Annotated in this window: 10 protein-coding genes; 6 read left to right on the top strand and 4 right to left on the bottom strand. The window is 56.0% G+C overall.

Going from position 1 to position 14089, the window contains the following annotated elements; genetic code table 11:
- Positions 1–2 precede the first annotated feature (2 nt).
- Positions 3–1514, top strand: coding sequence for a Ppx/GppA phosphatase family protein (locus tag J0X12_RS14570; protein WP_207047110.1), 1512 nt, complete (start codon positions 3–5; stop codon positions 1512–1514).
- Here the strand turns inward: J0X12_RS14570 and rnd are convergent.
- Positions 1501–2652: a ribonuclease D gene (rnd, locus tag J0X12_RS14575; RefSeq protein ID WP_207047112.1), complete on the bottom strand. Its 1152-nt coding sequence runs from the start codon at positions 2650–2652 to the stop codon at positions 1501–1503. The genes J0X12_RS14570 and rnd overlap by 14 nt on opposite strands.
- Before the next feature lie 201 nt (positions 2653–2853).
- Here rnd and aspS point away from each other — a divergent pair, with 201 nt between their 5' ends.
- Both aspS and J0X12_RS14585 read left to right on the top strand, forming a co-directional pair.
- Positions 2854–4638: an aspartate--tRNA ligase gene (aspS, locus tag J0X12_RS14580; RefSeq protein ID WP_207047114.1), complete on the top strand. Its 1785-nt coding sequence runs from the start codon at positions 2854–2856 to the stop codon at positions 4636–4638.
- Between the two features lie 130 nt (positions 4639–4768).
- Complete coding sequence (locus J0X12_RS14585; protein WP_207047116.1) at positions 4769–6451, top strand: EAL domain-containing protein; 1683 nt, start codon at positions 4769–4771, stop codon at positions 6449–6451.
- Positions 6452–6675: 224 nt separating this feature from the next.
- On the opposite strand, the gene J0X12_RS14590 is transcribed toward J0X12_RS14585, so the two are convergent.
- Positions 6676–10338, bottom strand: coding sequence for a vitamin B12-dependent ribonucleotide reductase (locus J0X12_RS14590; RefSeq protein ID WP_207047117.1), 3663 nt, complete (start codon positions 10336–10338; stop codon positions 6676–6678).
- A gap of 448 nt (positions 10339–10786) precedes the next feature.
- On the opposite strand from J0X12_RS14590, the gene J0X12_RS14595 reads away from it, so the two are divergent.
- The 3 genes from J0X12_RS14595 to J0X12_RS14605 are packed head-to-tail and all read left to right on the top strand — an operon-like array spanning position 10787 to position 12144.
- A complete protein-coding gene (locus tag J0X12_RS14595) occupies positions 10787–11149 on the top strand; it encodes an NADH:ubiquinone oxidoreductase subunit NDUFA12 (protein ID WP_207047119.1) in 363 nt (120 codons plus the stop codon).
- A gap of 51 nt (positions 11150–11200) precedes the next feature.
- On the top strand, positions 11201–11662 hold the full coding sequence (gene mlaD / locus J0X12_RS14600) for an outer membrane lipid asymmetry maintenance protein MlaD (protein ID WP_207047121.1): 462 nt from the start codon (positions 11201–11203) through the stop codon (positions 11660–11662).
- 41 nt (positions 11663–11703) lie between these two features.
- Positions 11704–12144, top strand: coding sequence for a DUF2155 domain-containing protein (locus tag J0X12_RS14605; RefSeq protein WP_207047123.1), 441 nt, complete (start codon positions 11704–11706; stop codon positions 12142–12144).
- On the opposite strand, the gene aat is transcribed toward J0X12_RS14605, so the two are convergent.
- Together aat and accC are read right to left on the bottom strand one after the other, a co-directional pair.
- Entirely contained in the window at positions 12081–12731 is a 651-nt protein-coding gene (aat, locus tag J0X12_RS14610; protein ID WP_207047125.1) for a leucyl/phenylalanyl-tRNA--protein transferase, read from the bottom strand. The genes J0X12_RS14605 and aat overlap by 64 nt on opposite strands.
- 12 nt (positions 12732–12743) lie before the next feature.
- Positions 12744–14084 carry an acetyl-CoA carboxylase biotin carboxylase subunit gene (accC, locus tag J0X12_RS14615; RefSeq protein ID WP_207047127.1) on the bottom strand — a complete coding sequence of 447 codons (1341 nt, stop codon included), beginning with the start codon at positions 14082–14084 and terminating at the stop codon, positions 12744–12746.
- Between the last annotated feature and the right edge of the window lie 5 nt (positions 14085–14089).

Consider the following 14089-nt stretch of genomic DNA (forward strand, 5'->3'; position numbering starts at 1 on the left):
TCATGGAAGATCGGGATAGAGAGCTGGATCCAGCAGTCAAGCCGTCGGATCGCTCTACTGCTATCATTGATATCGGGTCGAACTCGGTCCGGTTAGTCGTTTTTGATGGTCCCCAGCGGGTACCACTCCCCAAGTTTAATGAAAAGGTCCTCTGCGGTCTGGGCAAGGAACTGGGCACGACCGGGCGTCTGGGTGACAAGGCCATGGCGGATGCGCTTGCCGCGCTCCGGCGCTACGCCGCGCTCGTCCATCATATGGGAATTGACCGGGTGATGGTCGCGGCGACGGCGGCCGTCCGCGAGGCGGAGAATGGCTCCGAATTTGTTTCCGAGATCGAGCAGCAATGCGACCTGAATGTGCAGGTACTGAGCGGACGGCAGGAGGCGCGTTATTCCGGGTTGGGTGTCCTTTCAGGCATCCCCCACGCCGACGGTCTTGCCGGAGACCTCGGCGGTGGTAGTCTGGAACTGGTGGAAATCTCGGATTTCCGAATTCACGAAACGGCAACACTCCCCCTCGGCGCCCTGCGCCTCTCCTACATGGACATGCCGGAGAAAAAACTCCGCAAGCTGATCAACAAGAAATTCGCCAAGGCAGACTGGCTTGAAGACCTTTCGGGGCGGGATTTCTATGCTGTTGGTGGTGCCTGGCGCGTCCTAGCCCGGTATCATATCTTCAAGACCAATCATCCGCTGAATATTATTCATAACTATCGCCTTACCAAGGCGGAGATGACCGAGCTTCTCGATGAAATTCTCGGCATGACGATCGAGGAACTCTACAACGCCAACGGCATTCCCAAGTCCCGCGCCAACACCATGCATACCGCGGCCATCATCATGCAGGAACTGTTGATGAAGACGGAGCCGGCCAATATCATCTTTTCCGGCAACGGCCTGCGGGAAGGCATGTTGTTCTCAGAGCTGAAGAAATCTGTCCGTCGCCGCGACCCACTGCTTGATGCCTGCCGCGACATGGCGGCCGCGGAAGGACGCTTCGCCGAACATGGCGAGGAGATTTATGCCTGGCTGCATGATCTGATGGAAACAGTGGACGAAAAAGGCAAACGCCTGACCCTCGCCGCCGCGACACTTTCCGATATTGCCTGGTGGGCCAATTCCGACTATCGGGCGGCCCAGGCCTTCCGGCGGATTTTCCGCGCGCCCTTTAACGGCATTGGCCATCGCGGACGCGCCATGGTCGCGCTGTCCGTCTATGCCCGCTATAAAGGGGACTTTTCCGGGCCGGCGACCGATGACAGCCTGCGCCTGCTCACGGATGAGGAAGCAAAGAACGCGCTTACCATCGGCCTCGGGCTCCGGCTTTCCCACACGTTGAGTGGCGGAACCATCGGGATTCTCTCGCAAACCCGGCTGGATATCTCGGAAACGACCATAACCTTGAACATCCCGGCGGCGCTCGCGCCACTGGTCGGGCATCACGTCACCAATCAGTTCGAGGCGTTGGCTTCCAACCTCGAACTTGAGTCGGCGATCGAGATTATTCCAGATTAATAATCTTGATTTTCCCGCCTTCTGACGAGAGGGCAATCTCGCCATTTTTGAGTTTCAGGGCGTCCTCGCCGAATACCCGGCGACGCCAGCCCTTGAGGGCCAAGACATCGGCGGAGTCTTCGGCCGCGATCTTCTCAAGATCGGCCATGTTGCAGACCAGCTTCTGCGCGACCTCATTCTCCTCGCAACGGAGCTTCAGCAGCACGCGCAAGAGTTCCATTAACGGTCCGATTCCCTTTTGGGGCGGTGTTTTCTTTTTAAGTCGAGGTGCCTGATCGGGGGGAAGGTTCACCCCTTCCTGGACCGCCTCCAGCAGGCTGCGCCCCATTTTTCCTTCCGCGAATTTAGTGCCGATCCCCCGCACATGGGAGAGGGACCCCGCATCCTTTGGCGGGTTGGAGGAAATCTCGAGCAACGCCTCATCACGGAGGATCCGGTTGCGCGGTATATTCTGGCTATGTGCCTGACGCTCCCGCCAGGCGGCGACGGCCTGCAAGACACCCAGGAATTTCGGGTGATGATTGCGGGCCTTGATCCGCAACCACGCATTTTCCGGCGGAATATAATAGGTTTCGGGGGAGCGTAGAATCTCCATTTCCGATATCACCCACTCCTCGCGGTCACGTTCCTTCAGCTTTCCCGCGAGGAATTTATAGACATCCCGGAGATGTGTAACATCCGCTTCCGCGTAGGTGAGCTGCCGTTCAGAAAGCGGCCGGTGGGACCAGTCGGTAAAGCGGGAGGATTTGTCGATGGATTTCCCGGTAATTTTGGAGACCAGCGTGTCATATCCGACGGATTCGCCAAATCCGCAGACCATCGCCGCAACCTGTGTATCGAAAATGGGTTTCGGCACCTCGCCAAACATGTGATGGAAAATTTCAAGGTCCTGCCGTCCGGCATGAAAGACCTTCAACACCTTCTCGTTCTGCAACAGGCGGAAGAGGGGCTGAAGATCAATGCCCTTGGCCATCGGGTCAAGAATAGCCGATTCATCGTCCGTCGCCATCTGTACCAGGCAGAGGATCGGCCAGAAGGTGCTCTCGCGGAGAAACTCCGTATCAATCGTGAAATAGGGGTACTTTTCAAACCTTGAAACAAGTTCCTCAAGGTCTTCGGTTGTTGTTATTATCTGCATTGCACTTATGTGCCCTTTCCCAACAAAAACACGTCCGGGGGCACCCAAACGCTACTTGTTACATTGCAAAGCTCTATTCTTCGCAAGATAGCCGATAATTCTCGATAAAGGAAGGTTGGCGATTGGCCAAAAACCATGTAATACAAGCGCTCATTGTCAAATCCGGCCCAAGGCGGGTCCCGAAGATTTAAGAGAGTATCGATGCATAGCTACCGAACCCATACTTGCGTGGAACTGCGCGAGAGTGATGTTGGAAAAACCGTCCGGCTGTCAGGCTGGGTTCATCGCAAGCGCGACCATGGCAATCTCCTGTTTGTTGATCTGCGCGATCACTACGGCATCACCCAATGTGTGATCGAACATGACGTCGCCAACTTTGACGCGGTGGAAAGCGTGCGCTCCGAGAGCGTCATTACTGTCACGGGGAAAGTGGTTGCCCGCAGCGAGGACACGATCAATCCGAACCTGCCGACGGGCGCGATCGAGGTGGATATCGAGGAATTCTCGCTGCAGTCCGCGGCAGAGGAGCTTCCCATGCCGGTTTTCGGGGAGCAGGAGTATCCCGAGGACATTCGCCTGCGTCACCGCTATCTCGACCTGCGACGCGAGCGGCTGCACCAGAATATCGTGCTGCGTTCCAACATTATTGCCGAGTTGCGCAACCAGATGCTGGGCCAGGGATTCCAGGAATTCCAGACCCCGATCCTGACGGCCTCCTCACCAGAGGGCGCGCGCGACTTCCTTGTGCCGAGCCGGCTGCATCCGGGCCAGTTCTATGCCCTGCCGCAGGCGCCGCAGCAGTTCAAGCAGCTGATCATGATGTCCGGCTTCGATCGGTATTTCCAGATTGCGCCCTGTTTCCGCGATGAGGATGCCCGCGCCGACCGCAGCCCGGGCGAGTTCTACCAGCTCGATATCGAGATGGCGTTCGTGACGCAGGAAGATGTTTTCGCCGCGGTTGAGCCGGTGCTGACCCGGGTTTTCCAGAAATTCGCCGGGGATCGCAAGGTCGTGACGCCGTTCGAGCGTATTCCCTTTGAGGAAGCGATGCTGAAATACGGCACCGACAAGCCGGACCTTCGCAACCCGATCATTATCAGTGACGTGACGGAACCGTTCACTGACTCTGGTTTCGGCCTTTTCGCCAAGGCGATCAACGCCGGTTCCATCGTCCGGGCAATACCGGCACCCGGTGCCGGCGATCGTCCGCGCAGTTTCTTTGACAAGATGAATGACTGGGCCCGGAAAGAAGGCGCCGGCGGCCTCGGCTATATCATCTTCAAGGAAGGGGAGGCCAAGGGCCCGATCGCCAAGAACCTCGACGAGGAACGCATCGCCAAGATCCGCGAGATTACTGGTGTAGGTGAGGGGGACGCCGTTTTCTTCGCCTGTGACAAGGCGGCAGGCGCCGCCGATCTTGCCGGCAAGGCGCGCGTCCGGATTGGCGAAGAGCTGGACATTTCCGAAAAGGATGTCTTCCGCTTCTGCTGGGTTGTTGATTTTCCGATGTTCGAGTATGACGAGAATGAGAAAAAGATCGACTTCAGCCATAACCCCTTCTCAATGCCACAGGGCGGGCTGGAAGCGCTTGAATCCATGGATCCGCTGGAGATCAAGGGATATCAGTATGATATCGTCTGCAACGGGATCGAGCTTTCTTCCGGCGCCATCCGGAACCATCGCCCCGATATCATGATGAAGGCTTTTGAGATTGCCGGATATGAGGCACAAGTGGTGGAAGATCGCTTCGGTGGCATGCTGAATGCTTTCCGGTACGGCGCCCCGCCGCATGGTGGCATCGCCCCGGGTGTTGATCGTATCGTCATGCTGCTGGCCGATGAACCGAATATCCGTGAGGTTATCCTGTTCCCGATGAACCAGCAGGCACAGGACCTGATGATGCAGGCACCGGCCGAAGTGCCGCTCAAGAACCTGCGGGAACTTCATATCCGCACCGTCCTGCCGCAGCCAAAACCGGAAGAATAATACGCCTACAGGCGTGAGTGACGAAAAACCCGCCCAGTGGCGGGTTTTTTTGTGCAAATTCCCGGTATTTTTCTGATTTGTTAATAATTCGACGGTTATTGTAAATTGCGATTAACCAAAAGGGTTCAAGGTGACTCAGGACAACAAACTAGAAAATCTGCGGAATGACAAGGAACGGTTCGTTGCCTTTTCCTTTGCTGCGGCCGATTTGCTCATCGAACTGGACAACAATGGCGTTGTCGTTTTTGCCTCCGGCGCCGCAAAAGGGCTGACGGGTGTGGATATGGCGAACCTTAAGGGGATGCCCTTCGTCGATGTGGTTGCAAAACAGGATAAAAGTGTATTCACCCATATTCTCGAGACCATGAAGGTCGGAGATCGCATTACGCCGGTCGTCGCGAGAATGGCCAACACCAAAGTCTCTGTCACCGTCGGTGCCTGTAAACTTCCCCGCAATCATGAGCATATCTTTCTTGCGTTAACCGTCTCCGCCATGGCAGCGGCACGCCCAAGTAGCGAACACCGTGACAGCGAAACCGGCCTTCTGGACCGGACGGACTTCCTGAAACTCGCCGACAGCCAGATGGCCACGGCAGCCGAAGCCGGACAGAAAACAGAACTGACGCTCCTGCAATTGAACGGCCTGTCGGACCTGCAGGAACGGCTCGGCGAAGATGGAGTGGGTAATTTCCTTGACCAAATCGGCGTTATCCTGCGCCGTTACTCTCTCGGTGGCGACTCTGCCGGTCGACTTGATGGCGACAAATATGGTGTCGTCCATAGTGCATCGATCGATGGTAAGGACTTTGAGGAAAAAATATCCGAACTCAGCAAGGAAGTAGACCCCAAGGGCAATTTTTCCATACAAAGCAGCACGGTTGACCTCCTGAAAGGGACCTTGTCTGCCAATAACGCGACACAGGCATTGATGTATGTGATCAACCGTTTTGTCGACAGTGATACGGAAGAGTTCAATATCAAATCGCTGGCTGAGGGAATGGACAACCGCCTGGAAAAAACGATGAACCGCATGTTGGCGCTTAAATCGGTATTCCAGAATTACAAATTCAAGCTGGTGTATCAGCCTATTGTGACGATCGAAGACAAGGAACTCCATCATTATGAAGTTCTTTCCCGTTTTAAGGACGGGGAATCGCCTTATGAACCGGTCGTATTCGCGGAAGAAACCGGCATTATCCAGGATTTGGACCTCGGCGTCGCCAAAAAGGTCAAGGACAAGTTGCTGGAAATACAGAAGCGCGGCGATATTCTTCCTAAACTGGCGATTAATGTTTCGGGAAACTCCCTGGACTCAGATATCTTTATCGAGAGCCTGGTCACGCTTTTCCGTGATAATGATGAAATTCGCGAGAGTATCGGGCTGGAAATTACAGAAACCAGCCAGATCAAGGATTTGGAACGCGCGGACAAGGTTATCGGGTCCCTGCGGTCAACGGGAATGGAAATCAGCCTCGATGATATGGGCTCCGGTTCCGCCTCTTTCCAGTATATCCGCTCGCTGACGGTTGATTATATCAAGATTGACGGCTCCTATATCAAGGAGGTCCTGACGTCCAAACGCGACGCGGCCATCCTGAAAGCCCTGTCGCGGCTGTGTCAGGAACTGAGTATCGGAACGATTGCCGAAATGGTCGAAACGAAGGACCAGCTTCACGTCCTCAATGTCCTGGGCGTTAAATATGGTCAGGGCTGGTATTTTGGCAAACCTCAACCCGATATCGAGACGAGGCGGAAGCCCCGCGGGATTACCCAGAACCTTAAGCGCAAGGGATTTGCAACGACCTGGACATAAAAAAAGAGCATGCCTCCGGAGACATGCTCTTTTAAAAGGGAGTAAGACAAATAGGTTTAGCAATCCTGAAAGTGCGGATACGCTGCACTTTCCAACCCTTACTCATCGTAAATTTACGCTTTACGCTACTGGTTACGCTACTCTTGTACTCTACTGGTTACGCGACAAAACTCTTGATCTGCCAGATTCACAAAACTAATCAAGCTACTGAATTACCTATATTTTTATGAACACCCACTCGTACCGCCGCAGGTATCGCATTTCATGCAGGTCCCGTTGCGGACAAGGGTGAAGTTGCCGCATTCGCCGCAGCTGTCCCCCTCATAGCCCTTCATGCGCGCCTCCATGGACCGGCTGAGCTTGTCAGATCCGCCGGGTGTTCCGCCACTGACTGACACGCTCGCGGCAGCAACGGCGCCCGTGGCCCCGACACTGGCAGCCGCGGCGCTGACCTGACCCTGGCCCAGGCTCGCTGACATGGCCGACAGGCCCCCCTGAAGCACCTCAAAATTGTTCGCCCGGACATAGCCGGTCGAGGCAAGATTGATGACATTGTTGATCGCGGCCTTGTTCTCCGAATACTCATCCTCTGAGATTTTGGCCTGATCATCACCGGTGCCGAGGCTGTCGTTATGCAGGTCATCAAGCGCGACATGCGCCAGATCGTTGCGGCCAAGATAGGAAATCGCCAGTTCCCGGAAGAGATAGTCAAGGATCGACGTGGACATCTTGATCGCGTCATTGCCCTCGACGATGCCCGATGGCTCGAACCGGGTGAAGGTATAGGCCTCAACGAATTCCTCCAGCGGAACGCCATATTGCAGGCCGATAGAGATGGCAATGGCGAAGTTGTTCATCAGGCTGCGGAAGGCGGCGCCCTCCTTATGCATGTCGATGAATATCTCGCCAAGGCCGCCGTCATCATACTCACCGGTCCGCAAATAAACCTTGTGCCCACCGACAACCGCCTTCTGCGTATAGCCCTTGCGGCGCGTCGGGAGCTTCTTGCGTTCCGACACGATCCGTTCCACGATCCGCTCGGCGATGACATTGCTCGCCGCCGCCGGGGAGGCCTGTACCTGTTCCTTGACCTCTTCGAGATCCTCCTCATCGAAGGTGAGGGCGGAGAGGGGCTGGCTCAGCTTGGAGCCATCGCGATAAAGGGCATTGGCCTTTAGGCCGAGCTTCCACGAAAGAAGATAGGCATCCTTGCAGTCCTCAACCGTTGCGCTATTGGCCATATTGATGGTTTTCGAGATCGCCCCGGAGATAAACGGCTGCGCCGCCGCCATCATGCGGATATGGCTTTCAACGGAGAGCATCCGCTTGCCGATCCGGCCGCAGGGATTGGCGCAATCAAAGACGGAAAGATGCTCATCCTTTAGATGAGGTGCACCTTCCAAGGTCATGGCACCACAGCAATAAGTGTTTGCCGCCTCGATCTCTTTCTTGGTGAAGCCGAGATATGACAGCATATCAAAGGTATAGTCATTGAGCTGCGCATCCGAGATGCCGAGCACGTCGCGGCAGAAGTCCTCCCCAAGAGAGAATTTGTTGAAGACAAACTTGATATCGAAGCTGGCGCCAAGATCCGCCTCGATCCGGCCCAATGTTTCGACGGTAAAGCCTTTTTCCAGCAGTGCCTGATGATTGACACCCGGGGCCTCCTCGAGCGTGCCATGGCCGACCGCATAATCAATGATATCCTTGATCTGGCTCTTGCCATAACCCAGATGGTTCAGGGCCTCGGGCACCGTGCGGTTGATGATCTTGAAATAACCGCCGCCGGCCAGCTTCTTGAACTTGACGATGGCGAAATCTGGCTCAATCCCCGTCGTGTCGCAATCCATGACCAAGCCAATCGTGCCGGTTGGCGCGATCACTGTCGTCTGCGCGTTGCGATAACCGTGGCTCTTGCCCAGCTCGAGGGCGGCATCCCAAGCGTTCTTGGCGGCTTCGGTCAGGCCCGGTTCCGGGCAGTTAATCGCATCAAGCGGGACCGGCTGGACTGAAAGGTCTTCATAACCGTCCGTCAGGCCATAGGCGGCATTGCGATGGTTGCGGATCACGCGGAGCATGTTCTTCGCGTTCTTCTTATATCCCGGAAAGGCGCCAAGTTCCGATGCCATTTCCGCGCTTGTCTTATAGGCAACGCCGGTCATGACCGCCGTAATTGCGCCGCACAGGGCGCGGCCCTTATCCGAATCGTAGGAAAGACCCTGTGCCATCAGCAACCCGCCGATATTGGCGTAGCCAAGGCCGAGCGTGCGGAACTTGTAGCTGAGTTCGGCAATTTCCTCGGACGGGAACTGCGCCATCAGGACAGAGATTTCAAGCGTGACTGTCCAGATCCGCACGGCATGTTCAAAGGCCTCGATATCGAAGCTCTTGTCGGCGCGGCGGAAAGTCATCAGGTTGAGGGACGCGAGGTTACACGCCGTATCATCCAGGAACATATACTCAGAGCAGGGGTTCGATGCGTTGATGCGGCCATCCGCCGGGCAGGTATGCCAGTCGTTGATGGTTGTATCATATTGCAGGCCCGGGTCGGCGGACTGCCAGGCGCTCTCCCCAATCTGTTCCCACAGGTCACGGGCCTTGACAGTCTTCGCGATCTTGCCATCGGTGCGGCGGATCAGGTTCCAGTCGCCGTCCTTCAGCACAGCCTCGATAAAGCCGTCTGTTACCCGCACGGAGTTGTTCGAGTTCTGACCCGAAACCGTGAGATAGGCCTCCGAATCCCAGTCCGTGTCATAGGTCGGGAAGTCAATCTCGGTATAACCCTGTTTCGCAAACTGGATCACCCGCTGGACATAGTTTTCCGGCACCATGGCCTTACGTGCGTCGATGATCGCTCTTTTGAGGGCCGGGTTTTCCGCCGGAAGAAAGGCTTCGTCGCCCTTGATCTCGTGGCAGGCCTTGATCACGTTATTAAGATGGATGTTGCACAGCTTCGATCCGGATACGAGGGAGGCAACCTTCTGTTCCTCAATCGCTTTCCAGCCGATATATTCCTCGATATCCGGATGGTCGATATCAAGCGTGACCATCTTCGCGGCGCGCCGTGTCGTGCCGCCGGACTTGATCGCGCCCGCAGCCCGGTCCCCGATTTTCAGGAAGCTCATCAGGCCGGAGGAGCGGCCGCCGCCGGAGAGGCTTTCGCCCGCACTTCTGAGGTTGGAAAAGTTGGTGCCGGTGCCGGAGCCATACTTGAAGAGGCGCGCCTCACGCACCCAAAGATCCATGATACCGCCTTCATTGACGAGATCGTCATCGACAGACTGGATGAAGCAGGCGTGCGGCTGCGGATGTTCGTAGGAGTTGACAGATTTCTTCAGCTTGCCGGTCTTGAAGTCGACATAGGAATGACCCTGCGCCGGTCCCTCGATCCCATAGGCCCAGTGCAGGCCGGTATTGAACCACTGCGGGGAGTTCGGCGCGCCCATCTGGCGGGCCAGCATATAGCGCATCTCGTCGAAATAGGCGCGGGCATCCTCTTCGCCATCGAAATAGCCGCCCTTCCAGCCCCAATAGGCCCAGGTCCCGGCGAGCCGGTCAAAAACTTCTGTCGAGGAGGTTTCGCCAACATAGCGTTCCTCTTTCGGTAGGTCTTCAAGCGCTTCCTTGTCGGCCGTCTGCCGCCACAGCCATTCCGGCACGTCCTTTTCAGACACCGGTTTCAGGCGGGCAGGGACGCCAGCTTTACGGAAATATTTCTGGGCAATGATGTCACAGGCGACCTGCGACCAATCGGCGGGAACATCAATCCCTTCGAGCTTGAAAACGACGGAGCCATCCGGATTGCGAATTTCACTGGTCGTCTGCCTGAATTTAATGGTCGCGTAAGGAGAAGAATCTCTGTTAGTAAATTGTCGCTCTATACGCATCTCATACCTTCCATTCGCCAGATCAATTTGGTCGTCTTTTAAGCGGGGGATTTGGTAATAAACGCCGGAAAACGCAGGGTCAGCAACGACTCCCTCATTTCCAACTCCTACTAGATATAGTAGGAAAGTCCCCCCATTGGCATAGGATGATGTCGTCCTGACCCAGCCAAGTCAACAGCAAAAATACTACATTTAGTGTCTAAAATTTTATCGATCGCGAAATATGGCAGTTTCGTGACCATTGGCGAAAATTATAGTTAATAAGAAAACGGGACGGCGTTGTACAAAAGCAACGATGAGCCGCGTTCTGGATCGGAATCAATAGAATCAGGCATCGGAATGAAGGGGCATCCACAAGCGCGCGATGAAAAGTTAGACTGGACGAACGCCCGTCACAATGCCATATTCCGGGCAAATAACTCAGTTCCTATTCAGTGAGAAGAGATAGATGGCGACGATTGGCACAAGGCTGTTTACATGGTGGCGCGGCGAACAGGTCGGAGAGGACCAGTTCGGCAACCGCTATTACCGCGAAAAGGGCAAGCCGACGGGACCGACCGGGCGGGAGCGCCGCTGGGTAGTCTATAAAGGCAGGCCCGAGGCGTCGAAAGTCCCGCCTGCGTGGCACATCTGGCTTCATTACACGACGGACAACCTGCCAGACCAACAGGACCTGCCACAGGCTGACTGGCAGGAAGAGCATTTGCCTAATCTTACAGGGACGGAATTTGCCTATCGTCCGGACGGATCAATACTAAAGGGCGGCCCGCGCCAAAAGGGTACAGGCGATTACCAAGCCTGGAAGCCGTAAATAAGACGATTTCCTTGCGCCAGTTATTTCGCGCAAGCGGAGGAGGACTAAATGAGCAGTAATATTGTGGAAACCGTCATTGGCGCCGTGGTTCTGGCGTTTGCGACCATTTTCCTTGTCTTTGCCTACCGCACCGCGGACGTCAACACCGGAAGCGGCGGGATCAACCTCACGGCATCCTTTGACAATGTAGACGGACTGAGCGTCGGCAGCGATGTCCGCATGAGCGGGATCAAGGTCGGCGCCGTAACATCCCAGACGCTGGATCCCAAAACATATCGCGCGATCCTGCGGATCAGCCTTGATGAAAGTATCGACCTGCCTGACGACAGTTCCGCCAAGATCACGTCAAGCAGCCTGCTCGGCAACAACTACCTGCAGCTGTCCCCAGGGGGATCCGACGACATGCTGAAGGATGGCGGCACCATTTCCTATACGCAAGGGGCCGTCAATATCCAGGATCTGATCGCCCAGGCGATTTTCAGCAGCAGCAACAACGGCACCAAGAAATAGCCCGCCCACATGCTGTCTTACCTTTGTTGGGTCATTTGACAATGTGGTTCCGCGTCTCAAACCGCCGCCGCTTCCGGCAACTCGCACTCCTGTCACTTCTCGGTCTTGTCGCGGTGAGCCTGCAGCCACGCCCTGGCAACGCGGCTGACTCGCTGGAAGGGGATATTGTCATCCTGCGCGCCCTCGACAAGGTGACCGCGCGCACCAAGGATCTTTTCGTTCCCATCGACGAAACCGCTATTTTCGGGAGCCTTGCCGTTCGGCCACGTAAATGCCTGAAGCGCCCGCCGGAAGAGCCGCCCGAAACCTCCGCATTTCTGGAAATCTCCGAAGTTAGGGTTGACGATGACAACCTGCCGCTCTTTACCGGCTGGATGTTTGCGTCAAGCCCGGCGATCAACGCACTCGAGCATCCTGTCTATGATGTCTGGGTGATTGACTGCAAGATTTCGGCCCCCGTCACGCCGTCACCCAAGGAATAGAAATTCCCCTTGTGTTGAAGGCCTTGTTTCAGCCGGGCGAGATAGTCCAGCCGGCTGATTTCCGTCGCGCCGAAGGTTGCAAGATGCGGGTTCATAAACTGCGCGTCCAAAAGCGTGAATCCCCCGCGGATCAACCGTGCGACAAGATAGACAAGCGCAATCTTGCTGGCGTCCGTCACCCGCGTGAACATGCTTTCCCCGCAAAAGACGCTTTCAAACGCAAGGCCGTACAAGCCGCCGGCGAGTTCATCCCCGTCCCAGCATTCCACGCTATGGGCATAGCCCATGTCATGCAGCTCACCATAGCGTTCCAGAATGATGTCGTTGATCCAGGTATCTTCCCGGTCGCCACGCGGTGACGCGCATTCGCGTATGACCTGCCGAAACGCCGTATCCACGGTCACCCTAAAGGGCATCTTGCGAATGGTTTTCGCCAGCCGTTTCGGGACATGAAAGGCGTCAAGCGGAAAAATCCCCCGCCGTTCGGGCTCAACCCAGTAAAGATCGGTATCCTCCGCGCTATCCGCCATCGGGAAAACCCCGATGCGGTAGGCGGCCAAAATGGTCTCCGCGGTGAGTGACGTCATCTCATTCGCGAACTAGCGCGTGGCAATGAACTTTTCCAGCCAGTGAATATCATATTGGCCGTCGCGGAATTCCGGATTATGGATGATTTCCTGATGCAGCGGCAGTGTCGTCTTGATGCCACTCACAACAAATTCCTCAAGCGCACGATTGAGCCGCAGGAGGCATTCCTCACGGGTTGCCGCATGAATGATCAGCTTGGCAATCAGGCTGTCGTAATAGGGCGGGATATTATAGCCGGTATACAGCGCACTATCGACACGAACCCCCAAACCACCCGGGACATGAAACTCCGTTACCGGGCCGGGGCTGGCGGCGAAGGTCTTTGGATCCTCGGCCGTTACGCGGCATTCGATCGCATGGCCGGAAAATTTGATGTCTTCCTGCTTGAGATCCAGCGGATAGCCCGCCGCGACATTGATCTGCGCCTGAACGAGGTCAATCCCGGTAATCATTTCGGTAACCGGATGCTCCACCTGCAGGCGGGTATTCATCTCGATGAAATAGAACTCGTCATTCTCGAACAGGAACTCGATCGTGCCGACACCTTCATAGCGCATATCACGGATAGCATCGGAGACCGTCTTGCCGATCCGCGCGCGAAGTTCGGGGGTGATGGCGGGTGAGGGGCTCTCCTCAAGCGCTTTCTGGTGCCGCCGCTGCAGCGAGCAGTCGCGTTCTCCCAGATGCACCACATTGCCTTGGCCATCGGCCAGGATCTGCACCTCGATATGGCGCGGGCCGCTCAGGTATTTCTCCATATAGACCGCGTCATTCCCGAAGGCGAGTTTCGCTTCCGAGCGGGCGGAGGAAAACGCCTCTGACAACGCTTCCTTGTTCACCGCCACCTTCATGCCACGCCCGCCGCCGCCAGCGGAAGCCTTGATAATCACGGGATAGCCCATATTCCCCGCTTCCCGCTCCGCATCAGCGAGGGTTTCGACTTCACCTTCCGATCCCGGCACGCAGGGCACGCCAAGCTTGCGCATGGTTTCTTTGGCCGTGATCTTGTCGCCCATCATGCGGATATGATCGGCGGACGGGCCGATAAACTTGATTCCGTGGGCGGTGACGATATCGACGAACTTCGCATTCTCGGACAGGAAGCCATAACCCGGATGAATGGCATCCGCATTGGTCACTTCCGCCGCGGCGATGATGGAGGGGATATTCAAATAGCTTTCAGTCGAGCTCGGCGGACCGATACACACGCTTTCGTCAGCAAGGCGGACATGCATGGCGTTCGCATCGGCGGAGGAATGCACCGCCACCGTCTTGATCCCCATTTCGCGGCAGGCGCGATGGATCCGGAGGGCGATTTCGCCGCGATTGGCAATCAGGATTTTTTCAAACATCGAAC

The organism is Sneathiella sedimenti (genome assembly GCF_017313765.1).
In the GTDB taxonomy this organism is placed as follows: domain Bacteria; phylum Pseudomonadota; class Alphaproteobacteria; order Sneathiellales; family Sneathiellaceae; genus Sneathiella; species Sneathiella sedimenti.

Bases quoted from the DNA above. Each gene is read 5' to 3' on its own strand.
- J0X12_RS14570 (WP_207047110.1), top strand. From the start codon at position 3: ATGGAAGATCGGGATAGAGAGCTGGATCCAGCAGTCAAGCCGTCGGAT.
- rnd (WP_207047112.1), bottom strand. From the start codon at position 2,652: ATGCAGATAATAACAACAACCGAAGACCTTGAGGAACTTGTTTCAAGG.
- aspS (WP_207047114.1), top strand. From the start codon at position 2,854: ATGCATAGCTACCGAACCCATACTTGCGTGGAACTGCGCGAGAGTGAT.
- J0X12_RS14590 (WP_207047117.1), bottom strand. From the start codon at position 10,338: ATGCGTATAGAGCGACAATTTACTAACAGAGATTCTTCTCCTTACGCG.
- J0X12_RS14595 (WP_207047119.1), top strand. From the start codon at position 10,787: ATGGCGACGATTGGCACAAGGCTGTTTACATGGTGGCGCGGCGAACAG.
- mlaD (WP_207047121.1), top strand. From the start codon at position 11,201: ATGAGCAGTAATATTGTGGAAACCGTCATTGGCGCCGTGGTTCTGGCG.
- J0X12_RS14605 (WP_207047123.1), top strand. From the start codon at position 11,704: ATGTGGTTCCGCGTCTCAAACCGCCGCCGCTTCCGGCAACTCGCACTC.
- aat (WP_207047125.1), bottom strand. From the start codon at position 12,731: ATGACGTCACTCACCGCGGAGACCATTTTGGCCGCCTACCGCATCGGG.
- accC (WP_207047127.1), bottom strand. From the start codon at position 14,084: ATGTTTGAAAAAATCCTGATTGCCAATCGCGGCGAAATCGCCCTCCGG.